A 21,067-nucleotide genomic window follows, 5' to 3' on the forward strand; every position below is an offset into this window, starting at 1 on the left:
TGCCTTAGCCCGCCGCGACCTCGTGCTCGCGGCCGAGCAGGCGGGCGAGCTGCTTCAGCCGCCCGGTGACCCGTTCGCTCGACAGCGCCTTGAGGTCTGCCGGGAAGCGCAGCACGAGCCGGCGGTCGACGCAGGTCAGCGAAATGCGGGTCAGGATATCGGGCATGCCCGCCGAAAGCAGATAGGCCACGCGGAACGTCGCCGCGAGCAGCAGCGCGCGTTCGAGCTGCCGGGGTGTCAGGAGGCGCCGCAGCTCGGATGCCACCGGCGTGTCGCTCTTGGCGCCGGCATAGCGATGGAACACGGCGAGCGCCAGGAAGGCGCGGCCGGGGTGATCCACGCCGTTGAAGGCGGCATGGGCAATGACATTGAGGCTCTGCTCGCCGCGATAGTCCGGATGGGCGCGCCAGCCGATATCCGAGAGCAGGCAGGCGACGTCCTGCAAGCGGCGGCTTGCCGCATCCTCATGCATGCCAGCGCTGGCGAAGAGCTTTGCGACCCAGGCAATCAGGTCGATCGCATGCCGCGGGTCGCGGGCCCTGAGCTGGTTGTAGTCCTGTGCCCCCTGAAGCAGCGGATCGATCCTGCGCTCCTCGTCGGGGAGCTGTTCGTGCAACAGTCCCTCGCGGACACCGTTGGCCGAAATCACAACAGACCTGGGACGGCCGCGCTTGATCAACTGGTCGAGCACCAGTGCGCCATAGGCCAGGAGCGGCCGGCGCGCCGAGGACACTGCTTCGATCGATTCCAGCACGGCGCTGTCGGCCCGCTCGACCAGCTTGGCGAATTCCGTCACGTCCCGCGCCGGCACGGTGTAGGCGTGCATCACGCTCAGCGGATAGACCGACTGGCGCTGATGCAACGTTGCGAGCGCACGCCAGGTGCCACCGACGGCGTAGAAATCGCGTCCGCGCATCGCGGCGAGCTGCGGCAGGTTGTCGAGTGCCTCGCGGACGATCTTCTCGGCGAGCTTGACCGAGCCTTTCGAGCGGTCGAGCAGCGCCAGCACGCCAATCGGCAGGCTGGCCCCCTCGCCCACCCGGTCGTTGTCGACGGCGGCAAGCTCAAGCGAGCCGCCGCCAAGGTCGCCGACGACGCCACGCGGTGCGTCAAAGCCCGAGATCACGCCGAGAGCCGACAAATAGGCTTCACGCCCCCCGGAGATCAGCTCGATCGGCTGGCCGATCGCCCGCTCGGCAAGCGCAATGAACGCAGGTCCATTGGCGGCGTCGCGTGCCGCAGCCGTCGCGATGACCCGGATATCGCGGACATGCATCGCCTCGCAGAGAATGCGGAAGCGCACGAGCGCGCCAAGCGCCTTCTCGATGGCGTCATCGGCAAGCCGCCCGGTTGTCGCGACCTGACGGCCGAGGCCGGCCATCTCCTTCTCGTTGAAGACCTGCGCCGGCGAACGCGACAGCATCTCGTAGACGACGAGACGCACCGAGTTCGAGCCGATATCGACGATGGCGAGCGTCTCGCCGAGGCTCAGCCGCCCCGGGATCAACGCCGGGTCAAGCCTTTCTGCCGGTCCGGCGCGCAAGGCTGCGGGGGCTTGAATTGGAGAGCGATTTTCCACGTCCGGACAAACTCGGATTGGTCATGAAATATTTGTGGGCGTTGAACGACTCGTCGCTCGGCGGCGGGACAATGCGTCTTGAGCCACCATCGGGCAAGATGGTCCAGCTTTGCTCGTTGTCGAGGAAATTCGCCAGCATGATCTGCTCCAGCAACTGCTGGTGCACCGTCGGATTCTGGATCGGGGTTAACGCCTCGACGCGCCGATCGAGATTTCGCGGCATCAGATCGGCCGAGGAAATATAGAGCTTGGCCTTGGCGGAGGGCAGGCCGAAGCCGGCGCCGAAGGCATAGATCCGGGTGTGCTCGAGGAAGCGTCCGACAATCGACTTGACCCGGATGTTCTCCGACAGCCCCGGAATTCCGGGTCTCAGGCAGCAGATGCCGCGCACGACGAAGTCGATCTCCACACCGGCCTGGCTCGCATCATAGAGCGCGTCGATGATCTCGGGGTCGACCAGCGAGTTGCACTTGCCCCAGATCGCACCCTTGCGGCCTGCCTTCACATGGGCAATCTCCTCGGCGATGTCGGACAGCAGGCGCTGTTTCAGCCCCACCGGTGAGACGGACATCTGCTCCAGCTCGGCCGGCTCCGCATAGCCGGTGATGAAGTTGAAGACGCGCGCGACGTCCTGCCCCATCACCGGATCGGCGGTGAAGAAGGAGACGTCGGTGTAGATGCGCGCCGTGATCGGGTGATAATTGCCGGTCGCGATATGGCAGTAGCTGACGAGTTGGCCGGCCTCGCGCCGCACCACCATCGAGAGCTTGGCGTGGGTCTTCAGCTCGATGAAGCCATAGACGACCTGCACGCCCGCGCGCTCCAGATCCTTGGCCCAGCGAATATTCGCCTCCTCGTCGAAGCGCGCCTTGAGCTCGACCAGGGCCGTCACCGACTTGCCCGCCTCGGCAGCCTCGGCCAGCGCCCTGACGATCGGCGAGTTTGATGAGGTGCGGTAGAGCGTCTGCTTGATGGCAACGACGTTGGGGTCATGCGCCGCCTGCTGCAGGAACTGCACGACGACGTCGAAGCTTTCATAGGGGTGGTGGACGAGCAGGTCCTTCTGGCGGATCGCGGCGAAGCAATCGCCGCCATGCTCGCGAATGCGCTCGGGGAAGCGGGCGTTGTACGGCTTGAACTTGAGGTCCGGCCGGTCGACGCCGACCAGCTGCGAGAGCTCGTTCAGCCCGATCATACCATCGACCTGGACGATCTCGTCGGGATCGACCTTCAGCTCGCGCACGATCAGCCGGTGCAGATGCGGCGGCATGCCGTCGCTGACCTCGAGACGGATGACGACGCCACGGCGGCGCTGCTTCAGCATCGTCTCGAAGACGCGGACCAGATCCTCGGCCTCCTCCTCGATATCGAGGTCGGAGTCGCGAATGACGCGAAACGAGCCGGTTCCCTTGACGTCGTAGCCAGGGAAGAGCTTGCCGATGAAGAGCGAGACGGTGTCTTCCAGCGTGATGAAGCGGTGCACGCCGTCGCGTGCCAGATCGGGCAGCTCGATGAATCGGTCGATCTTCCCGGGAACCCGGATCAGCGCGTCGAGCTGCCGGCCATCGCTGATCCGCTCCAGCGCCAGCGCCAGCGTGAAGCCAAGGTTGGGGATGAAGGGAAAGGGATGCGCCGGGTCGATCGCCAATGGCGTCAGCACGGGGAAGACGAGATGGAGGAAGTGGTCCTCGAGCCAGGTGCGGTGCTGCGCACCGATGTCCTTCGGCCCCAGCAGCACGATCCGATTATCGTCCAGCTCGCGCTTGAGTTCGACCCAGCGCGCCTGCTGGTCGGCGGTAAGATCGGCCGTCGCCTTGGCGATTTCGATCAGCTGCTCGGCCGGGGTCAATCCATCCTGGCTGGGCGTGACGACACCCGCCTTGAGCTGCTCGCGCAGGCCCGAGACGCGGACCATGAAGAACTCGTCGAGATTATTGGCAGAGATCGAGAGGAAGCGGAGCTGCTCCAGCAGAGGATGGTTGCGGTTCGACGCCTCCTCCATCACCCGACGGTTGAACTGCAGCCAGGACAGCTCGCGATTGACGAAGCGGGCCGGCGAATGGCGCAGACCGACGGGACCGACCTCAGGCGCGATGTCCGCAGCCTTCACGTTTGTCGGTTCGATATTCATGAGTTTCGCCCTCGTCTCGAACGCAAGCCGGGCCGAGATCGCCCACTTGTCAAACTTGAAGCCATCCTAGCGTGACGCTTCGATGACGAGCGAGTGCTATTCCTGCGTTGCCTCGAAACCAATTGCCTTCCCACGTGGTTTCCTTTGCCATGCTGCGGCGAGTGGCCTACTTGCGCGGCGCCGGCTCGTCCTGTTTGGTGCCGCTGGACATGCGGCCCGTGCCGCACCGAAGCGGCGGATCCGCGCAAACCCCACAGAGAGCATTCTTGAACGACAGCACTGCCCCTCATGATGATGGCGACATCGTCTACCCATCCGCCGTTCCCTTCGTGCTGGCGCATCTCGCCTGTTTCGGGGCGCTCTGGAGCGGTGTGACCTGGACCTCGGTCTGGCTCGCGATCGGGCTGTACTGGTTGCGGATGTTCGCAGTCACCGGTGGCTATCACCGCTATTTCTCACACCGCTCCTACAAGACCAGCCGCTTCGGGCAGTTTCTGCTCGCGCTGCTGGCCCAATCGACGGCGCAGAAGAGCGTGCTCTGGTGGGCCTCCAAGCACCGTCACCATCATCGCTATGCCGATACCGAGCATGACGTGCATTCGCCGGTCATGACGTCCTTCGCCTATTCGCATGTCGGCTGGATCTTCAGCCGGGATCACAGCACCTTCGACGATTCAACGATTCAGGACCTGACGAAGTTCCCCGAATTGCGCCTTCTGCACCGTTTCGAGCTGGCGCCCGCGATCCTGCTCGCCGGCCTCTGCTTCGCGATCGACGGCTGGGCCGGCCTGATCGTTGGCTTCTTCTGGTCGACGGTTGCGGTCTATCACGCGACATTCTGCATCAATTCGCTCGCGCATGTGCATGGCGACAAGGACTATGTGACCGGCGACGAGAGCCGCAACAACTGGTGGCTGGCGATCATCACCATGGGCGAAGGCTGGCACAACAACCACCACGCCTATCAGTACAGCGTGCGCCAGGGCTTCCGCTGGTGGCAGTGGGACCCGACCTATTACGTGATCCTCGGTCTCTCGAAGATCGGCGCGGTCTGGGACCTGAAGGCGCCGCCGCAGGCCGTCGTCGATCGTTCGCAGGCCCTGCCGCCACGCGTCATCGAACGTTCCGCCGAGCGGCTTGCGGCTTCGGTGCCGCTGGACCGCGTCGTCAGCGCCTTCCGGGAAGCCTATGCGGCGAGCCCTGCCCTGTCGGAGCTGCATCTGCCGACCATGACGCTCGTCGATTTGCGCGATGCGCTCGCCGAACTGCAGCAACGTGCGGGTGACCGGCTGGCCGAAATGCAGCAGCAGGCCCAGGACGCCGTTGCGCAATGGCATCTGCCGGTCCTGCCGAGCCGCGAGGAACTCAGCGAGAAGGCGGCCGCGATGTTCGTACGGACGCCCTCGCTCGACGCGATCGCAGCCCGTGCGCATGAACTTCTGATCGAGGCCATGCATGCACGCCTCGTTGGATCGCCGGTCAAGTCGGCTTCGGAAGGCGCGGCCTGAACGTTCGGTTCAGGACGCGTCCGCAGCCCGGACATAGACGAACGCCTCGGTCCCGGATCTGAGCCGCACCGCAATCCGGCGATAATCCGTGACCTCGTAGGAATCGGCCGCGGCGAGCTCCGCGGCTGTGATGCTGAAGACGGTTCCGGCCACTTCGTCGGCAGGATTGCCGGACCGGGTCACGATCGGATGATGCGTCTCGCCGCTGGTGGCGATCACCTCCGGATCGGTGATTTCGACCATTGTGCGGGCGAAGCCGACAAGGGCGTCGTCACGGCCTCCGAACTCTCGGCCGAATGTGGCGAGCTGGACGTTCCTCTGGCGCAATGTGCCGTAGGAAAACAGCCGGATCTCACGCCCGTCGGCCATACCGCTCTCCTTCCAACCTGCCTGGCTGCGCCGCCTGTTCAGTTCGCATCATCCGGAAAGAGGTCCGCCAGGACCTCGCCGGCCAGCGCGCGCGTGACGCGCCGCCCGCGTTCCAGCGAAAGCCTGTCGAGCGCGTCGACCAGTGCACGCGCCGCGGCAAACGAGCGCTCCATCCGCAGCGTTAGCGCTTCGATGATGCCGGCATCGACGATGAGCTGTCGGTCGATGAAGAGCTTGACCAGCAGCGCCCGCAGCAGCGCATCGTCCGGCGGCGCGATCGTCGCATGCGGCGCCAGCCGCAGGCGCGACAACAGGTCGGGAATACGTACGCCCCATTGATCGGGAGCCGCGCGTGCGGTCAGCAGCAGCGAGCCGCGCTTCGCCTTGATCGCGTTCAAGAGGTGGAACAGGGCGGCTTCGTCGCGAGGCCCTCTGTCGCAATCCTCGACGACGAGCGCCCCTCCGGAGATCAGGTGCGGCACGTTCTCCTCGGTCACCTCGGAGACGGGCACGACCCAGGCATGGGCCGCCTTGGCCCAGATCGCCGCGAGATGGGTCTTTCCCGCCCCTTCCGGGCCAACCAGGCGCAGCCAGGCCTCGGGCCAGTGCGGCCAGGCCTCGATCATCCCATAGGCGGCTTCGTTGGACGGGCCGATCAGGAAATCCTCGACGCCGTGGCGGCTGTCGACGGGCAGGTCGAAGGCGAGCTGACGCGGGCGGCTTGTATGGTCAGACATCGGCTCCGAGACGCTTGCGGGCTTCGGCGGACTTCGAAACATCGCCGCCATGATAGATGTTGCTCGCCAGATACTGCCGAAGCGCGAAACGGCTCAAGACCCCGATGACTGCCGCAAGGGGAACCGCAAGCAGGAGCCCGACGAAGCCGAAGAGAGAGCCGAAGGCAAGCAGCGCGAACATAAGCCAGACCGGATGCACGCCGATCGAGTCGCCGACGAGCTTTGGCTGCAGGATGTTGCCTTCGATGAACTGACCGGCGGCAAAGACGCCGAGCGTCACCAACGGCCAGGTCCACTCCGGCCAGAACTGCACGATCGCGACGCCGACCGACAGCACGAGGCCCGTCAGCGAGCCGACATAGGGGATGAAGGAGAGGAAGCCGCTGATGATGCCGATGAGCGCGCCGAAATTGACGCCGACGATGCTCAATCCCACGGCATAGAAGGTCCCGAGCAGGATGCAGAGCAGCGCCTGCCCGCGCAGGAAGCCGGCGATCGCCTTATCCATCTCGCTCAGCAGGCCGCGGATGGTGTCGCGATGGTCGAGCGGCAACCAGCTGTCGACGGTCGCGCACATGCGGTCCCAGTCGACCAGCAGATAGAAGGCGATGACGGGGGTCAGAACCAGCAGTGAGAACACGCCGATGATCGCGGTCCCCCCGGACCAGAGCGATTGCAGGACACTGCCGACCCATTTGGTTGCTTCGCCGACGAGATTTCCGAGTGAATTCTGGGCATCCTGGGCAAGCTTGCCACCGCCCAGCTTCTCGAGGAGCGGCGCCCCCCGCTCCAGGATCAGCGTTTGCAGCTTGGCAGCGACCTCGGGCATCCGCGCGACGAAGCCGGCGAGCTGCTGGCCGAGCAAGGGCATGAGCAGCACGAGTGACAGCACGAAGATCAGAAGGAAGACGATCAGGATGACAATCGTCGCGGCCAGACGGCTCATTCCGAGCCGCTCGAGCCGATCCGCAAGGGGGTCGAGCAGATAGGCCAGCGCCAGCGCCGCGATGAATGGCAGCAGCACGTCGCGCAGCAAGACCAGGCACAGCACGAAGACTGCGAGCGAGATCAGCCAGAAACCGATTTGGCGTTGCAACGACATGAACAGGCAGTCCCCGGCGGATTCCGCGATGCGAGATCATCGACCGCGTCCACGAAGATGGGTGAACACGGAGCAAGTTCCAAGCCGCAGCACTGAAACGGACGCAATCGCGCCCGCTCGCCGCAGGTCAGGCCGCCATATGGCGCAGCCAGAACGCGAGATAGGCCGCCATTGATCCCAGCGTCAATACGGCGACCAGGAGCTGGCCGACATCGATCGCCGGCCCGGGATCGACCCCGAAGGCTTTGCTCCCGAGCATCAGCGCGGCGAAACTGAGCTGTGCGGCCGTGTTGAGCTTGCTGACCACGAAAGGAGCGATCTCGACGGGTTTTTCCATCACCCAGGACAGGATCACGGCGGAGACGATCATCAGGTCGCGCGAGACCACCAGGACGACCAGCCAGACCGGGATAGCCCCGACCAGCGCAAGCGTGATGTAGATCGAGACGATCAACGCCTTGTCCGCGACGGGGTCGAGATAGGCGCCAAGCTCGCTGGTCATGCCGAAGCGCTTGGCAATGAACCCATCGACCGCGTCCGAGACCCCGGCCGCCACGAAGAGGATGAAGGCCGTCTCCCAGCGTCCATTGGTGATCATCACCACGACGAGCGGCACCAGAAACAGCCGGCCGATGGTGATGAGGTTGGGAAGGGTCATGCTCTTCCGGATTCGCAGCGCTGTCCTGTGCGACGCTAGAGCCCGAAACGGTGCACCGGCAAGGCCGAATCCGTCATAGCGGCTTGCAAGGCGCGGCTGGCTTGCCTATCGCTCGCGCGAACGGAATGGAAGCCGAGGACCATGAGCAAGCCAGGAGCGAACGGACTGACCTATGCGCAGGCGGGCGTCGACATCGATGCCGGCAACGCGATGGTCGATGCCATCAAGCCGCTGGTGCGTGCCACGCGCCGCCCCGGTGCCGATGCGGAGATCGGAGGCTTCGGCGGGCTCTTCGATCTGAAGGCTGCGGGCTTCAATGACCCGATCCTGGTCGCCGCAAATGACGGCGTCGGCACGAAGGTCAAGATCGCGATCGAAAGCGGGCGGCATTCGACGATCGGCATCGACCTCGTCGCGATGTGCGTCAACGACCTGATCGTGCAGGGCGCCGAGCCGCTGCTGTTCCTCGACTATTACGCTACCGGCAAGCTCGATCCGCAGGTCGGCGTCGAGATCGTGCGCGGCATCGCCGATGGCTGCCGGCAAGCCGGCTGCGCGCTGATCGGCGGCGAAACGGCCGAGATGCCCGGCATGTATGCCGAGAAGGATTATGACCTCGCGGGCTTTGCGGTCGGCGCCGCCGAGCGCGGAGCACTGCTGCCACGTGCGGATCTCGTGCCTGGCGACGTGGTCTTCGGCCTGCCCTCCTCCGGCGTCCATTCCAACGGCTACTCGCTGGTCCGGCGCATTGTCGCGCTGTCGGGATTGAGCTGGGAGGCTCCCGCCCCCTTCGCGCCTGAGACCAGCCTCGCCGAAGCGCTGCTCGTGCCGACACGGATCTATGTGAAGCCGCTGCTGGCTGCGCTGAAGGCGACAGCGGGCATCAAGGCGCTTGCCCACATCACCGGGGGCGGCTTCCCCGACAATATTCCGCGCGTGCTGCCTGAAGGGCTCGGCGTTGCGCTCGATCTCGCGGCCATTCCGGTTCCGCCGGTCTTCGGCTGGCTTGCCAAAGTCGGCGGCGTTGCCGAGCGCGAGATGCTTCGCACCTTCAATTGCGGCATCGGCATGATCGTCACCGCTGAAGCCGGCAAGGCCGGTGAGGTCGAGGCCGCCCTGAGGGACGCCGGCGAAGCGCCGGTGCGGCTTGGCGAAATCGTCCCGGTCGCGGCCGGCGAAGAGCCCGTGAGCTATCGCGGGACGCTCAGCCTGTGATTCAGCCGGCGCGCCGTCGCACCGCGATCCTGATCTCGGGGCGCGGTTCCAACATGGCCGCGCTGATCGAGGCGGCGCAGGCCGGCGACTATCCGGCCGAGATCGCTCTTGTGCTCTCGAACGTGCCCGAGGCCGGTGGCCTGGCCCGGGCTGCGGCTGCCGGAGTGCCCGTCGCAACCGTCGATCACCGCTCCTTCGGTCGGGATCGTGAGGCTTTCGAGCGTGCCATGGACGATGTCCTGCGCGTCAACCAGATCGAGCTCATCGCGCTCGCCGGCTTCATGCGCATCCTGACGCCCTGGTTCGTCAGGCGCTGGGAAGGACGGCTGCTCAATATCCACCCCTCGCTGCTTCCCCTGTTCAAGGGCACGCATACCCATCGCCAGGCTCTCGAAGCCGGGGTCAAGGAGCATGGCTGCAGCGTGCATTTCGTCGTGCCGGAGCTCGATGCCGGGCCGGTGATCGCACAGACCCGGGTTCCCGTGCTTGCCGGCGACGACGAGGATGCCCTGGCGCAACGCGTGCTCGGCGTCGAACACGCGCTCTATCAGCGGGCGCTGGCGGAGGTTGCCTCCGGTAGGGCCACGCTGGCCGGGGGCGAGGTCGTGCGCGGCTGATCGATCGGGCAGGATCGGGCCTGTGCCGCCTCTTCCTCTTCCTTCTCCCAGCGACGGAACAGATCGGCCCGTCTTGCCGGATAGCGCTCTTCGCGCGGGACGAGATCGGTGATGCGATCCGTGCGAAAATGCCGGAAGGCCTGCCGCAGCTCGCACCAGGCGATGACGATCCGCACCCGCTCGTAGAATGTCATGCCGATCGGCCAGATCATCCGGTCGGTCTCCTGACCGGCCTCGTCGCGATACCGGATCGCGAGCTTGCGGCCCTGGCGGATCGCAGCCCTGATACCGGCGGCATCGATCTGATCGACCGGTTGGTCGCAGCGATAGGCCGGCGCGAACAGGGCGCCATCGAGCAGGATCGGCCGCAGATGCGGCGGCAGGACGGCTGCGACCTTGCTGACGACGTCTTCCGCCGCGCGTGCCAGCACCGGGTCGGCACGCTCGCCAAGCCAGCGCATGCCGACGAGAACCGCCTCGATCTCGTCCGGCGAGAGCATCAGCGGCGGCAGATCGAAGCCAGCGTCGAGCACATAGCCGATGCCGGCCTCGCCGCGCACCGGCACGCCCTGGCGCATCAATGCGCCGATATCGCGGTAGATCGTCCGCACCGAGACATCGAGTTCGGCGGCGAGGGTATCGGCCGTCACCGGCCTGCGACGTCGGCGCAGGCCCTGGATCAGATCGAGCAGACGTTCGGCACGTTGCATGACGAGGAATTCCCAAGCATCAAGTTGGGCAGGAGAATGCTCTAGCTCTGCTGACAAGAGTTGTCAGCAGTCTGTCAGCAGAAAACCGACGCCTTGCCTCTGCCAATGGGGGATTTCGCATGATCACGCTACAGGTCTTCGGTCCCGGGTTCGGCCTGCCGGATCCGAGCCCCTTCTGCATGAAGGCGGACATCCTCCTGCAGATGTCGGGTCTCCCGCATGAGCGCAAGATCGGCAATATGAGGCGGGCGCCCAAGGGCAAGCTGCCGCTGATCATCGACGCTGGCGAGATCGTCGCCGACAGCACCTTCATCAGACTGCATCTGGAGCGGAAATACGGCATCGACTTCGACAAGGGCCTGACACCAGAACAGCGCGGCATCGCCTGGGCCGTCGAGAAGATGCTGGAGGATCATCTCTACTGGTTCGTGGTCAGCGAGCGCTGGGCCAATGACAGCAATTTCAACCGGGGGCCGCTTCAGTTCTTCAGAGTCGTTCCGGCGCCGTTGCGACCGCTCGTTGCCGCGATGGTCAAACGCCAGGTGCAGCGCACGCTGAAGGGCCAGGGCACCGGGCGCCACAGCCCGGTTGAACAGGCGGAGCTTGCCCGGCATGCGCTGGGAGCCGCCGCCGCGATCCTGGGCGAGCGGCTCTATCTGATGGGCAATGAGCCTTGCGGCGCAGACGCCACGCTTGGCGCCTTCCTGGCCTCGGGGCTGTGCACTCTTTTCGAATCGCCGATACGAGGCGTGATCGAGAGCCACCCCAATCTCGTCGCCTATGCGGGACGGATCGGGGCGCGCTATTTCGCCGACCGGAAGCTGATCAGCTCGGCCGCCTGAGCTTGCAGCGATCGATGAAATCGTAGCCCTTGGCGCGGGCGCTGTCGTTGAAATAGCCGGTTTCGCGGAAGGCCTGGATTTCGTCCTTGGTCATCGCGTTGACGGTGCCCTTGGCATAGCAGCTGCAAGGCGTGTGGACGGCTTCACGCGTCGTGCCCATCAGTTGCGACTGGGTGACCAAGCAGGCATCAAAGGCCCGAAGCTGGATCATGTAGGGCGTCAGGTTCTTGGCGGTCGGATCGGGCGGCGGCAACGCGCTCGTGCCGCTCGCGGCCTGGGCCGAAACCGCAGCCATCATCAGGAACCCACCGGCCAGAACGACCGCACCTATCCGCCGCATCTTCATGATTCCGCAGTTCCTTCGAGACATGCCCATGCCGGGGCAAGCATCATCCATGCCTCGCCCGCGCGCGGCGGAATGGTCACAGCCCTCCGTAAAGGTCAAGTGGCCGATCAGTCACGCCTTCTTGATCCACACTTTGTTGTCGTGGAAGGCGGCCCCGCCGAAGGGAGCGACCGCATCGGCGCCGGTGATGGTGTTGATGCCGCGCCCATGCCTGTGCGCCGCATTCGGCCAGATCGATTCGGCAATGACGACGCCGCGCACCACGCCGGAGAAGAATTTCGCCGTCAGATGCACGCTGCCGCGCCGGTTGCCGATAACGACTTCGCCGCCATCGAAAATGCTGAGCTCCTCCGCGTCCTGCGGATGAATCATCAAGCTCGGTCCGCCCTCCTTCTTCTGCGAGCTTGGTGTCTCGGTGAAGGTCGAGTTGAGGAAGCTGCGGGCGGGGCTGGTCGCGAGGCGGAAGGGATGCGCCTCGTCCGTGTTCTCGATCACGCCCCAATGATCGGGAAGCCCCGGCATCTGGCCATAGGGGCCGACCGGACCGTCATTGGCGTTGGGCACCTTGGGCCAGTCCGGCTTGAAGCGGAACTTGCCGTCGCGATAGCCGAAACCGTCGACGTAATGGGCGCGATCGAACCCCGGCTGGATGTCGTGGAAATCGGCCGCGATCAGCTCGTCCAACGTGCCGCGGCCGGTCTCGCGCAGCGTCCAGTCGACGATCTCGCGCGGCGTCATCGCGAACCCGCGATGTTCGGCGCCCAGGCGCCCGGCCAGCGCACAGATCACCTCGTGGTTCGAGCGGCACTCGCCGGGCGGCTCGACGAGCTTGCCGCCCCACATGATGTGCTGATGCCCGCCGCCCTGGTAGAGATCGTCATGCTCCATGAACTGCGTCGCCGGCAGCACGATGTCGGCCATGGCTGCGGTCTCGGTCATGAACTGCTCGTGCACGACCGTGAACAGGTCGTCACGGGCAAAGCCTTGCTTGACCAGTTCCTGCTCGGGCGCAACCGAGACGGGATTGGTGTTCTGGATGAAGAGCGCCTTCACGGGCCCGCCCTGGCGCAAGGCCTCGGTATCGCCAGTCAAAACCCTGCCTATCTGCGACTGGTCGAGCTGGCGGATGCGGGGATCCCGGACATCCAGCCCTTCGATCAGGCTCTTGCGCCACTGGTAGATGCCGCTGTTCGAGTGAAAGGCGCCGCCGCCTTCGTACTGCCAGGCGCCTGTCACCGTCGGGACGCAGAGCGCCGCATGCATGTTCACCGCACCGTTGCGCTGGCGTGCGAAGCCATAGCCGAGGCGGAAGAAGCTGCGTTTGCGGGTGCCGACCAGGGTCGCGAATTCCTCGATCGCGGCGACGTCGAGCCCTGTGATCGCAGCCGCCCATTCCGGCGTGCGGCTGGCGAGATGCTCCTCGAGCTCGGCGGGCGCATCGGTGTAGCGCGCGAGATAGTCGCGGTCGGCATGGCCGTCGCGGAAGAGGACATGCATGACGGCGCAGGCGAGCGCGCCATCGGTACCCGGGCGCAGCACCAATGCGAGATCGGCCTGGGCCAGCGTCGGGTTGTGGTAGATGTCGATGGCGACGATCTTGGCGCCGCGCTCCTTCCGCGCCTTGATCGCGTGATGCATGACATTGACCTGGGTGTGCACGGCGTTCGTGCCCCAGATCACCACGCAGTCCGATTGCGCCATCTCGCGCGGATCGGGACCGGCGAGCCGGCCCGTGCCGGCGATGAACCCGGTCCAGGCCATCGTCGTGCAGATCGTCGAATACTGGCCGGAGTAGCGCTTGACGTTGCGCAGCCGGTTGATGCCGTCACGCATCACCAGCCCCATCGTGCCGGCATAGTAATAGGGCCAGACGGCGTCGGCGCCATGCTCGGCCTCGATCGCGACGAAGCGGCGTGCGGTTTCGTCCAGCGCCTCGTCCCAGGAGATGCGCTCGAACTGCCCGGAGCCCTTCGGTCCGGTGCGGCGCAAGGGGTGCAGCAGCCGGTCCGGATGATGGATGCGCTCGGAATACCGCGCCACCTTCGCGCAGATCACGCCGTCGGTGTAGCTCTGGCGCTTGCTGCCGCGCACCCGCCCGATGCTGCGCCCGTCGATCACCTCGACTTCCAGCGAACAGGCCGATGGGCAGTCATGTGGGCAGACTGACGGCAGATGCGTGATGCGGGGCAGTTCGGTCATGGATGATCCTTCAGCCCGCTACTGGTGACGCGCCGGGCTTTTGCGGTCAATGCCGGCGGCGTCAACCCGGGATTAACGATAACGCTTCAGATTGTCGGAACTTCCGCTTGCCAAGGCGCCGTTGCGCCGGAGTTCGATAATGCGTTGCGTTGCGTTTCTGACCGGCCTTGCGGCCAGTCTCTGCCTGTCGCCTGCCGGCTCAGCTCAAGCCCAGTCCAGCGATTACACCACCCTCACCTCCCCCGAATCCGTCCAGAACTGGCACCTGACCCTGGGAGGCGGCCTGCGCTACACGCCGGACTATTCCGGTTCGAACGACTATGTCTTCCGGCCGCGGGCGATCGTGAACCTGGCGCGTGGCACCAAGAGCACCTGGTGGTCATCGGAAGACGATGCGATCAGCATCGGCTTCTTCTCGGGCAAGGCCTGGCGCGTCGGCTTCTCCGGCAACCTGCTCTGGGAGCGCAAGGCGAGCACCAACCGTGCGCTGATCGGCATGCCGGACGTCAAGTTCGGCGCCGAGCTCGGCGGTTTTGTCGAATTCTACCCGACCTCCTGGCTGCGCGGCCGCGTCGACCTGCGCCGCGGCGTGATCACGCATGACGCGCTTGTCGCCGAATTCAAGATCGACGCCTTCCAGAAGATCGGGGCCTGGACGATCGGCGCCGGCCCGCGCATGAGCGTCGTCGGGGCCGACTATGTCCGGACCTATTTCGGCGGCAATTACGCGGGCAGAGGCGGCCTGCTGCAGCGTTACAATGCCGGGATCAACTCGATCGGCGCGATCGCGCAGGTGACCTATAACTGGTCCGAGAAGCTGCAGACGACTGCCTATCTCGAATACAAGCACCTCGTCGGCGATGCGACCAGATCGCCGATCGTCAAGCCGTTCGGCTCACGGGATTCGCTGACTGTCGGCGTCTCCGCCAGCTACGCCTTCGATCTCGGCTTCAACTAGTTCCCCGAACGAAAACGGCGGAGCCACTGGCTCCGCCGTTCGAAGACGATCAGCAGTCGCGCCGCGTCAGCCGACGATCTCGTTGCCGGCGAAGAACTGCGCGATCTCGATGGCGGCAGTCTCCGGCGCATCCGAACCGTGAGCGGTGTTCTCGCCAACCGACTCGGCGAAGAGCTTGCGGATCGTGCCCTCGGCGGCATTCGCCGGGTTGGTGGCGCCCATCACGTCGCGATAGGTGGCGATGGCGTTCTCGCCTTCCAGGACCTGAACGACGACCGGGCCGGACGTCATGAACTCGACCAGCTCGCCGAAGAAGGGCCGTTCCTTGTGGACGGCATAGAAGGTCTCGGCCTGGCCCTTGGTCATCTGAATGCGCTTCTGCGCGACGATGCGCAGGCCAGCCTTCTCGATCACCGCGTTGACCGCGCCGGTCAGGTTGCGCCGCGTCGCGTCGGGCTTGAGAATGGAAAAGGTACGCTGGACAGCCATCGTTGGTTCCTTAGGGACAATCTGGAGAATGCGGCGGCTTATAGCTGCCGCCTCCCCGCCCTACAAGGCTGCCCGGCCGGCTTCGTTTGCCTGTCCCGCTTCGTGTCGGTCCGGCGGGAGCCGTCCATCAAGCCCGACGCGTCCCCTGCTTGAAGTGAAAGCCGGCTTGGATATAGTTCATATCTGAACCATGCAGCCATAGCTGGTCGAAACGGGAGGATCGCATGCGCTTTCACAAAACCTCGGCCAGGGCCGCTCTGCTCGGATTCGCGACGCTGGCACTCGCCGGCACCGGCTCCGCCCTGGCACAGGATGTCAGCGGCACCTGGCTGCGCGATAGCGGGGCCTCGCGGGTGCGCTTTGCCAAATGCGGCGAGGCGATGTGCGGCACACTGGCCTGGCTGAAGGACACGAACGGCCCCGCCAAGGTCGGCCAGCGCATCTTCTACGACATGAAGCCGACCGGCGCCGGCAAATGGGGCGGCAGCGCCTTCAATCCGGAGGATGGCAAGACCTATTCCGGCACGATGTCCTTGTCCGGAGATGCGCTGACCACCTCGGGCTGCGTGCTCGGCGGTATCATCTGCCGCTCGGTGAAATGGACTCGGGCGAACTGACGCGACGAGCTTAGGGCGCTGTCCGGTCAGTCAGCAACCGGCATCTGCGCCGCCAGCCCGGCACGCGCCGAGCATGACGGGAGGGCGACGGTCAACCCAAGGACGACCATCGCCAACGGATCAGCTCAGCGGGCCCGCTGCCCGAACAGAACGGCCTTCTCTTCCGGCGTGCTGATGCCGGCCGGATTGCGCAGTTCAGCGCCGATCGCGAGGCCGCGCTGCACGGCCGGGCGGGCCTGCATCGTTTCCAGCCAGCGCCCGACATTCGGGAACTGCCTGATGTCCTGCCCCTGCTTCTCCCACCCCCTGGCCCAGCCGATGCAGGCCATGTCGGCAATCGAGTAAGCGCCGCAGATATAGTCGCGGCCCTCGAGACGGCGATTGAGCACGCCATAGAGCCGGTTGGCTTCGTTGGTGTAGCGATCGATGGCGTAAGGCAGCTTCTCGGGCGCGTAGATGCGGAAATGATGGGTCTGGCCGAGCATCGGCCCAAAGCCGCCCATCTGCCAGAACAGCCATTCATCGACCGCGACGCGGCCACGCTCATCGGCAGGGTAGTATTGTCCGGTCTTGCGGCCGAGATATTGCAGGATCGCACCGGACTCGAAGACCGAGATCGGCTTTCCGCCGGGCCCATCATGATCGACGATCGCCGGCATGCGATTATTCGGCGAGATCTCCAGGAAGTCGGGCTTGAACTGATCGCCCTTGCCGATATTCACGGGGATGAGGTTGTAAGGAAGCCCGCACTCCTCGAGCATGATGGTGATTTTCCAGCCGTTGGGCGTCGGCCAGTAGTAGAGATCGATCGGCTTTGACGAACGTGCGAGCATCACAGCTTTCCTGTCGCGATTGGGCCGGGATCTGATGTAGGCCGCCCGGCAGGCCGTCGGTAGGGTTGCCGACCTGCTTGGCAAGCAGGTTGGTCATGTCCGGGCATGGTAAGCCGCCCGCGATCGGCCTGGACGGCTCTGCGGCCTTCAGACCGGCTTCTTGAAGCCTTCGTGGCTCTGGTCGAAGCCAAGATTGCGATAGAAGCGATGGGCGTCGGTGCGAGCCTTGTGCGAGGTCAGCTCGACCAGCCCCGCTCCCTTCTCCTTTGCGAAGGCGAGCCCGTGGGTCATCATCACTGCGCCGATCCCCATTCCCCGCGTTTCCGGCGCAACGTGGACACTCTCGAACTTCGCACGCTTGCGCCCTCGTGCGGCGAAACCCGGAATGAGCGTGACCTGGAAGGTGCCGACGACCTCTCCGGCGCGCTCGGCGACGAAAAGTGTGGTGTCGGGACTCGCCAGAACCTCGTCGAAGGCCCGCTCATAGTCCGGGTGCGCGGCTTCAGCTGCGGCGTCCTGTTCCGTCACTTCCTGTGTCGCGGAGCCAAGCACGATCAGGCTGGCGACACGCTGGACATCGTCGCGCCGGGCCTGGCGAATGGAAATCTCGGACGGATCGATCTTGCTCTTGCTCATGGCCAGGCCTCCGGACCGCTGGACAGCCCCGCGGTTGGCGCGGTGTTAGCAAAGCCCTTTCCGAAACGGAACTCGGCATGCCGGCCCGTGCGGCACGCTGACGGGCTCCGCCGGCTGCCGTCACTCGGCAAACAGGCGCTTTGCCATCAGCAAGGTGTTGGGCGTGTCATCGCGGCCGTCGAAGCGGGCCGAGCGCTGCAGGAAGAAGCCCATCCGCTCGTAGAATGCGATCGCGGGCTCGTTCTGCAGCTCGACTTCCAGGCGCGCAACCGGCGCCAGGGGGAAATGGGCGAGCGTGACGTGCAGCAGGGTGCGGCCGATCCCGACGCCCTGATAGGTCGGCAGGACATAGAGCCGCGTCAGCAGCGCCGCCCGGTCGCGCTCGCGGCGGGCGGACGAGGTCGCAACGATCTGGTCATCGACCAGAGCGACGAGAAAGGCTTCGCCGTCGCGACCGAGCTGGGCGCTCAGATTCTCCAGCGAATGCCAGGCATTGGTGATCTCGGCGACACGCTGCCAGCCATAAATGCCGTCATAGGTGGCATGCCAGGTCTCGACCAACAGCGAGCGGACGGCCGGGAGATCGGCCGCAACCGCGTCGCGGATGATGAGCCTGTCTGGCGTCACTCGATACCCAGCTTCTTCTTCAGGATCTCGTTCAGCGCCTGCGGATTGGCCTTTCCGCCCGACGCCTTCATGGCCTGGCCGACGAACCAGCCAAGCATGGTCGGCTTCAGCTTGACCTGCTCGACCTTGTCGGGATTGCCGGCGATGATCTCGTCGACCGCCTTCTCGATCGCTCCGGTGTCGGTCACCTGCTTCATGCCGCGCGTCTCGACGATTTCGCGCGGATCGCCCCCTTCGGACCAGAGGATCTCGAACAGATCCTTGGCGATCTTGCCCGAAATGACGCTCTCGCCAAGCAGATCGACGAGGCCGCCGAGCTGGGCGGCAGAGACCGGCGAGGCGGTCACATCCTTGCCTTCCTTGTTCAGACGGCCGAACAACTCGTTGATCACCCAGTTGGCGGCGGCCTTGCCGTCGCGGCCCTTGGCGACAGCCTCGAAGTAATCCGCCTGCTCGCGCTCGGCGACGAGCACGGAGGCATCATAGGGCGTCAGGCCGTATTCGGCGATGAAGCGCGCCTTCTTGGCGTCGGGCAGTTCCGGCAGCGCTGCCTTCAGATGCTCGACGAAGGCATCGTCGAATTCGAGCGGCAGCAGGTCCGGGTCCGGGAAATAGCGATAATCATGCGCCTCCTCCTTGGAACGCATCGAACGGGTCTCGCCCTTGCCGGGATCATAGAGCCGCGTTTCCTGGTCGATCTTGCCGCCATCCTCGAGGATGCCGACCTGGCGGCGCGCCTCGACATCGACCGCCTGGCCGATGAAGCGGATCGAGTTGACGTTCTTGATCTCGCAGCGCGTGCCGAGGGGCTCGCCGGGGCGGCGCACCGAGACGTTGACGTCAGCGCGCAGGTTGCCCTTCTCCATGTCACCATCGCAGGTGCCGAGATAGCGCAGGATGGTGCGCAGCTTGGTGACAAAGGCCTTTGCCTCGTCGGCCGAGCGCAGGTCGGGGCGCGAGACGATCTCCATCAGCGCGACGCCGGAGCGGTTGAGATCGACGAAGCTCATCGTCGGATGCTGATCATGGATCGACTTGCCGGCATCCTGCTCCAGATGGAGGCGCTCGATGCCGACGCTGATCTGCTCGGTCGGCGAGAGATCGACAACGATCTCACCTTCGCCGACGATCGGGCTCTTGTACTGGCTGATCTGGTAGCCCTGCGGCAGGTCGGGATAAAAATAGTTCTTGCGATCGAACACGGACCGGTTGTTGATGCGCGCGTTCAACCCTAGGCCGGTACGAACTGCCTGACGCACGCATTCGGCATTGATCACCGGCAGCATGCCGGGCATGGCCGCGTCGACTAGGCTGACATGCTCGTTCGGCTCGCCCCCGAAGGCGGTGGAGGCGCCTGAGAAAAGTTTCGCGTTGGAGGTGACCTGGGCATGGATTTCCATGCCGATGATGATTTCCCAATCGCCGGTTGCACCCTTGATCAGCTTCTTCGGGTCGGCAGGGCGGGCATGCGCGTTCATATCGGTCTTCCAACTCTGGTCAGGTCGCGTCTTCGGTAGAACCTTGGCGCCCGGGCGGCAAGCGTCTGTTGCCATCCTGTCACCCCCTGGCCGGAATGTTGCTAATCTGTCGTCATTCGACGGTGCTGTCGAGTGACGGAACTTGACAATCGTCAGCACGCAACCTTTCTTGCGCGCGGCCCGGAAACCGAGAGTGGTTGCGCCGGCCCCGCTATCCGGAGTTTTTCCATGCGAATCCGCCGCTCAACGGGTCGGACTCTTGCCACCTTCGCGGTGCTGCTCGCGACGTCCGCCGCCACGGCCCTCGCCCAGGGCGCCCCACCGGCTCCGCCGGTCCAGACTGCAGCGCCGCTCGCCAAGCGCGTGACCAACTGGGACGAGTACACAGGCCGCTTCGAAGCGCGCGAGCAGGTCGAGATCAGGGCCCGCGTCTCCGGGTTCCTCGACAGCATCCATTTCCGCGACGGCGATCGGGTGAACAAGGGCGATCTGCTCTTCACAATCGACCAGCGCCCGTATCAGCTTGCCGTCGATGCGGCACGCGCTGAAGTCGCGCGCGCCAAGGCCCAGGTCGAGCTCGCCCAGAACGAGGTCGAGCGCGCCGAGGCTCTGACGCAGAACCGGACGATCACGGTTCGCGACATTGACCAGCGCCGCGCCAACTTGAACGGTGCCGTCGCGTCCCAGCAGGCGGCCGAGGCCAATCTCAAGACCGCCGAGCTCAATCTGGAATGGACGCAGGTTCGCGCCCCCCTGTCCGGCCGGATCTCGAACAAGCGCGTCGATGCGGGCAACCTCGTCGCGGGCGGCCAGTCGGGTGCGACGCTGCTGACGACGATCGTGGCCACCGATCCGATCAATTTCGTGTTCGATACGTCGGAAGCCGATTACCTCCGCTATTCCAGGCTTGCCGGCGAGCAGCGCGGGCTGACGAACCGTGAAAGCGCTCCGACCGCACAGGTCAGGCTCGCAGACGAGACGAGCTGGAAGCGCCAGGGCAAGATCGACTTCGTCGACAATGCCTTCAATGCCCGCTCAGGCACGATTCGCAGCCGCGCCGTATTCGAGAACAAGGACCAGTTCCTGACGCCCGGCACCTTTGGGCGCGTGCGCATCTATGCCGGCCAGGTCGACGCGTTGCTCGTTCCCGACGCCGTCATCGTCTCGGACCAGGCCAGCAAGATCGTGCTGACGGTCGGCGCCGACAACAAGGTCGTGCCCAAGCCGGTGGTGCTCGGTCAGATCGCGGACGGGTTGCGCGTGATCACCAAGGGCCTGGAGAAGGACGACAAGGTCATCATCAACGGGCTCGCCAGCCCGATGGTGCGGCCGGGCGCGACCGTCTCACCGCAGGCCGGCGAGATCAAGGTCGCCGCAACCAACTGACGGCTTACGCCGCCATCACCGGAAGCGGAC

General features: G+C 65.2%; 21 protein-coding genes. 7 read left to right on the top strand and 14 right to left on the bottom strand.

Going from position 1 to position 21,067, the window contains the following annotated elements:
• Positions 1–4: 4 nt before the first annotated feature.
• On the bottom strand, positions 5–1,507 hold the full coding sequence (ppx, locus tag AB4118_RS21835) for an exopolyphosphatase (RefSeq protein ID WP_441491714.1): 1,503 nt from the start codon (positions 1,505–1,507) through the stop codon (positions 5–7).
• Between the two features lie 7 nt (positions 1,508–1,514).
• Complete coding sequence (locus AB4118_RS21840; RefSeq protein WP_441491715.1) at positions 1,515–3,710, bottom strand: RNA degradosome polyphosphate kinase; 2,196 nt, start codon at positions 3,708–3,710, stop codon at positions 1,515–1,517.
• 266 nt (positions 3,711–3,976) lie between these two features.
• On the opposite strand from AB4118_RS21840, the gene AB4118_RS21845 reads away from it, so the two are divergent.
• Entirely contained in the window at positions 3,977–5,218 is a 1,242-nt protein-coding gene (locus AB4118_RS21845; RefSeq protein ID WP_441491716.1) for an acyl-CoA desaturase, read from the top strand.
• Positions 5,219–5,227: 9 nt separating this feature from the next.
• On the opposite strand, the gene AB4118_RS21850 is transcribed toward AB4118_RS21845, so the two are convergent.
• The 4 genes from AB4118_RS21850 to AB4118_RS21865 all read right to left on the bottom strand — a co-directional run bounded on the left by AB4118_RS21850 (position 5,228) and on the right by AB4118_RS21865 (position 8,084).
• A complete protein-coding gene (locus AB4118_RS21850) occupies positions 5,228–5,587 on the bottom strand; it encodes a gamma-glutamylcyclotransferase family protein (protein ID WP_441491717.1) in 360 nt (119 codons plus the stop codon).
• Positions 5,588–5,625: 38 nt separating this feature from the next.
• The gene (locus AB4118_RS21855; RefSeq protein WP_441491718.1) at positions 5,626–6,324 is read right to left on the bottom strand and encodes a P-loop NTPase family protein; all 699 of its coding nucleotides are present in this window, start codon (positions 6,322–6,324) and stop codon (positions 5,626–5,628) included.
• Positions 6,317–7,426 carry an AI-2E family transporter gene (locus AB4118_RS21860; protein ID WP_441491719.1) on the bottom strand — a complete coding sequence of 370 codons (1,110 nt, stop codon included), beginning with the start codon at positions 7,424–7,426 and terminating at the stop codon, positions 6,317–6,319. Before AB4118_RS21860 ends, AB4118_RS21855 begins: the two co-directional genes overlap by 8 nt.
• A 127-nt stretch (positions 7,427–7,553) precedes the next feature.
• Complete coding sequence (locus tag AB4118_RS21865) at positions 7,554–8,084, bottom strand: CDP-alcohol phosphatidyltransferase family protein (RefSeq protein ID WP_441491720.1); 531 nt, start codon at positions 8,082–8,084, stop codon at positions 7,554–7,556.
• A 141-nt stretch (positions 8,085–8,225) separates the two neighbouring features.
• Here AB4118_RS21865 and purM point away from each other — a divergent pair, with 141 nt between their 5' ends.
• The gene (gene purM / locus AB4118_RS21870; RefSeq protein ID WP_441491721.1) at positions 8,226–9,299 is read left to right on the top strand and encodes a phosphoribosylformylglycinamidine cyclo-ligase; all 1,074 of its coding nucleotides are present in this window, start codon (positions 8,226–8,228) and stop codon (positions 9,297–9,299) included.
• A gap of 53 nt (positions 9,300–9,352) precedes the next feature.
• A complete protein-coding gene (gene purN / locus AB4118_RS21875) occupies positions 9,353–9,916 on the top strand; it encodes a phosphoribosylglycinamide formyltransferase (RefSeq protein ID WP_441491748.1) in 564 nt (187 codons plus the stop codon).
• Here purN and AB4118_RS21880 read toward each other — a convergent pair.
• A complete protein-coding gene (locus AB4118_RS21880; RefSeq protein ID WP_441491722.1) occupies positions 9,847–10,626 on the bottom strand; it encodes a helix-turn-helix transcriptional regulator in 780 nt (259 codons plus the stop codon). The two genes, purN and AB4118_RS21880, sit on opposite strands and share 70 nt — an antisense overlap.
• Before the next feature lie 119 nt (positions 10,627–10,745).
• Between AB4118_RS21880 and AB4118_RS21885 the strand changes: the two genes are divergently transcribed.
• Positions 10,746–11,468 (top strand): glutathione S-transferase family protein, encoded by a 723-nt coding sequence (locus tag AB4118_RS21885; RefSeq protein ID WP_441491723.1) that lies wholly within the window; start codon positions 10,746–10,748, stop codon positions 11,466–11,468.
• Here the strand turns inward: AB4118_RS21885 and AB4118_RS21890 are convergent.
• Together AB4118_RS21890 and AB4118_RS21895 are read right to left on the bottom strand one after the other, a co-directional pair.
• Positions 11,452–11,814: a hypothetical protein gene (locus AB4118_RS21890; protein ID WP_441479122.1), complete on the bottom strand. Its 363-nt coding sequence runs from the start codon at positions 11,812–11,814 to the stop codon at positions 11,452–11,454. The genes AB4118_RS21885 and AB4118_RS21890 overlap by 17 nt on opposite strands.
• 111 nt (positions 11,815–11,925) lie before the next feature.
• Positions 11,926–14,013, bottom strand: a complete 2,088-nt coding sequence (locus AB4118_RS21895) for a molybdopterin-containing oxidoreductase family protein (protein WP_441491724.1) — start codon at positions 14,011–14,013, stop codon at positions 11,926–11,928.
• Positions 14,014–14,152: 139 nt separating this feature from the next.
• Between AB4118_RS21895 and AB4118_RS21900 the strand changes: the two genes are divergently transcribed.
• Positions 14,153–14,971 (top strand): MipA/OmpV family protein, encoded by an 819-nt coding sequence (locus AB4118_RS21900; RefSeq protein ID WP_441491725.1) that lies wholly within the window; start codon positions 14,153–14,155, stop codon positions 14,969–14,971.
• Between the two features lie 66 nt (positions 14,972–15,037).
• Here the strand turns inward: AB4118_RS21900 and ndk are convergent, their stop codons facing one another.
• Entirely contained in the window at positions 15,038–15,460 is a 423-nt protein-coding gene (gene ndk, locus AB4118_RS21905; RefSeq protein WP_441491726.1) for a nucleoside-diphosphate kinase, read from the bottom strand.
• Positions 15,461–15,684: 224 nt separating this feature from the next.
• On the opposite strand from ndk, the gene AB4118_RS21910 reads away from it, so the two are divergent.
• Entirely contained in the window at positions 15,685–16,077 is a 393-nt protein-coding gene (locus tag AB4118_RS21910) for a DUF2147 domain-containing protein (protein ID WP_441491727.1), read from the top strand.
• Between the two features lie 125 nt (positions 16,078–16,202).
• Here AB4118_RS21910 and AB4118_RS21915 read toward each other — a convergent pair whose 3' ends face one another.
• The 4 genes from AB4118_RS21915 to gatB form a co-directional block, all read right to left on the bottom strand.
• On the bottom strand, positions 16,203–16,910 hold the full coding sequence (locus AB4118_RS21915) for a glutathione S-transferase N-terminal domain-containing protein (RefSeq protein WP_441491728.1): 708 nt from the start codon (positions 16,908–16,910) through the stop codon (positions 16,203–16,205).
• Between the two features lie 147 nt (positions 16,911–17,057).
• Positions 17,058–17,546, bottom strand: a complete 489-nt coding sequence (locus AB4118_RS21920) for a GNAT family N-acetyltransferase (RefSeq protein WP_441491729.1) — start codon at positions 17,544–17,546, stop codon at positions 17,058–17,060.
• A 120-nt stretch (positions 17,547–17,666) separates the two neighbouring features.
• Positions 17,667–18,173, bottom strand: a complete 507-nt coding sequence (locus AB4118_RS21925; protein ID WP_441491730.1) for a GNAT family N-acetyltransferase — start codon at positions 18,171–18,173, stop codon at positions 17,667–17,669.
• Positions 18,170–19,651, bottom strand: a complete 1,482-nt coding sequence (gene gatB, locus AB4118_RS21930; RefSeq protein ID WP_441491731.1) for an Asp-tRNA(Asn)/Glu-tRNA(Gln) amidotransferase subunit GatB — start codon at positions 19,649–19,651, stop codon at positions 18,170–18,172. Before gatB ends, AB4118_RS21925 begins: the two co-directional genes overlap by 4 nt.
• Before the next feature lie 228 nt (positions 19,652–19,879).
• Between gatB and AB4118_RS21935 the strand changes: the two genes are divergently transcribed.
• Positions 19,880–21,037, top strand: a complete 1,158-nt coding sequence (locus AB4118_RS21935) for an efflux RND transporter periplasmic adaptor subunit (RefSeq protein ID WP_441491732.1) — start codon at positions 19,880–19,882, stop codon at positions 21,035–21,037.
• Positions 21,038–21,067 lie beyond the last annotated feature (30 nt).

Source organism: Allobosea sp. 2RAB26 (genome assembly GCF_052115465.1).
GTDB lineage: Bacteria > Pseudomonadota > Alphaproteobacteria > Rhizobiales > Beijerinckiaceae > Allobosea.

Coding starts and splice junctions, on each gene's coding strand:
- AB4118_RS21935 (WP_441491732.1), top strand. CDS start 19,880: ATGCGAATCCGCCGCTCAACGGGTCGGACTCTTGCCACCTTCGCGGTG.
- purN (WP_441491748.1), top strand. CDS start 9,353: ATGGCCGCGCTGATCGAGGCGGCGCAGGCCGGCGACTATCCGGCCGAG.
- AB4118_RS21855 (WP_441491718.1), bottom strand. CDS start 6,324: ATGTCTGACCATACAAGCCGCCCGCGTCAGCTCGCCTTCGACCTGCCC.
- AB4118_RS21915 (WP_441491728.1), bottom strand. CDS start 16,910: ATGCTCGCACGTTCGTCAAAGCCGATCGATCTCTACTACTGGCCGACG.
- AB4118_RS21910 (WP_441491727.1), top strand. CDS start 15,685: ATGCGCTTTCACAAAACCTCGGCCAGGGCCGCTCTGCTCGGATTCGCG.
- purM (WP_441491721.1), top strand. CDS start 8,226: ATGAGCAAGCCAGGAGCGAACGGACTGACCTATGCGCAGGCGGGCGTC.
- AB4118_RS21880 (WP_441491722.1), bottom strand. CDS start 10,626: ATGCAACGTGCCGAACGTCTGCTCGATCTGATCCAGGGCCTGCGCCGA.
- AB4118_RS21885 (WP_441491723.1), top strand. CDS start 10,746: ATGATCACGCTACAGGTCTTCGGTCCCGGGTTCGGCCTGCCGGATCCG.
- AB4118_RS21900 (WP_441491725.1), top strand. CDS start 14,153: ATGCGTTGCGTTGCGTTTCTGACCGGCCTTGCGGCCAGTCTCTGCCTG.
- AB4118_RS21920 (WP_441491729.1), bottom strand. CDS start 17,546: ATGAGCAAGAGCAAGATCGATCCGTCCGAGATTTCCATTCGCCAGGCC.
- AB4118_RS21850 (WP_441491717.1), bottom strand. CDS start 5,587: ATGGCCGACGGGCGTGAGATCCGGCTGTTTTCCTACGGCACATTGCGC.
- AB4118_RS21860 (WP_441491719.1), bottom strand. CDS start 7,426: ATGTCGTTGCAACGCCAAATCGGTTTCTGGCTGATCTCGCTCGCAGTC.
- AB4118_RS21890 (WP_441479122.1), bottom strand. CDS start 11,814: ATGAAGATGCGGCGGATAGGTGCGGTCGTTCTGGCCGGTGGGTTCCTG.
- ndk (WP_441491726.1), bottom strand. CDS start 15,460: ATGGCTGTCCAGCGTACCTTTTCCATTCTCAAGCCCGACGCGACGCGG.
- AB4118_RS21840 (WP_441491715.1), bottom strand. CDS start 3,710: ATGAATATCGAACCGACAAACGTGAAGGCTGCGGACATCGCGCCTGAG.
- AB4118_RS21865 (WP_441491720.1), bottom strand. CDS start 8,084: ATGACCCTTCCCAACCTCATCACCATCGGCCGGCTGTTTCTGGTGCCG.
- gatB (WP_441491731.1), bottom strand. CDS start 19,651: ATGAACGCGCATGCCCGCCCTGCCGACCCGAAGAAGCTGATCAAGGGT.
- AB4118_RS21895 (WP_441491724.1), bottom strand. CDS start 14,013: ATGACCGAACTGCCCCGCATCACGCATCTGCCGTCAGTCTGCCCACAT.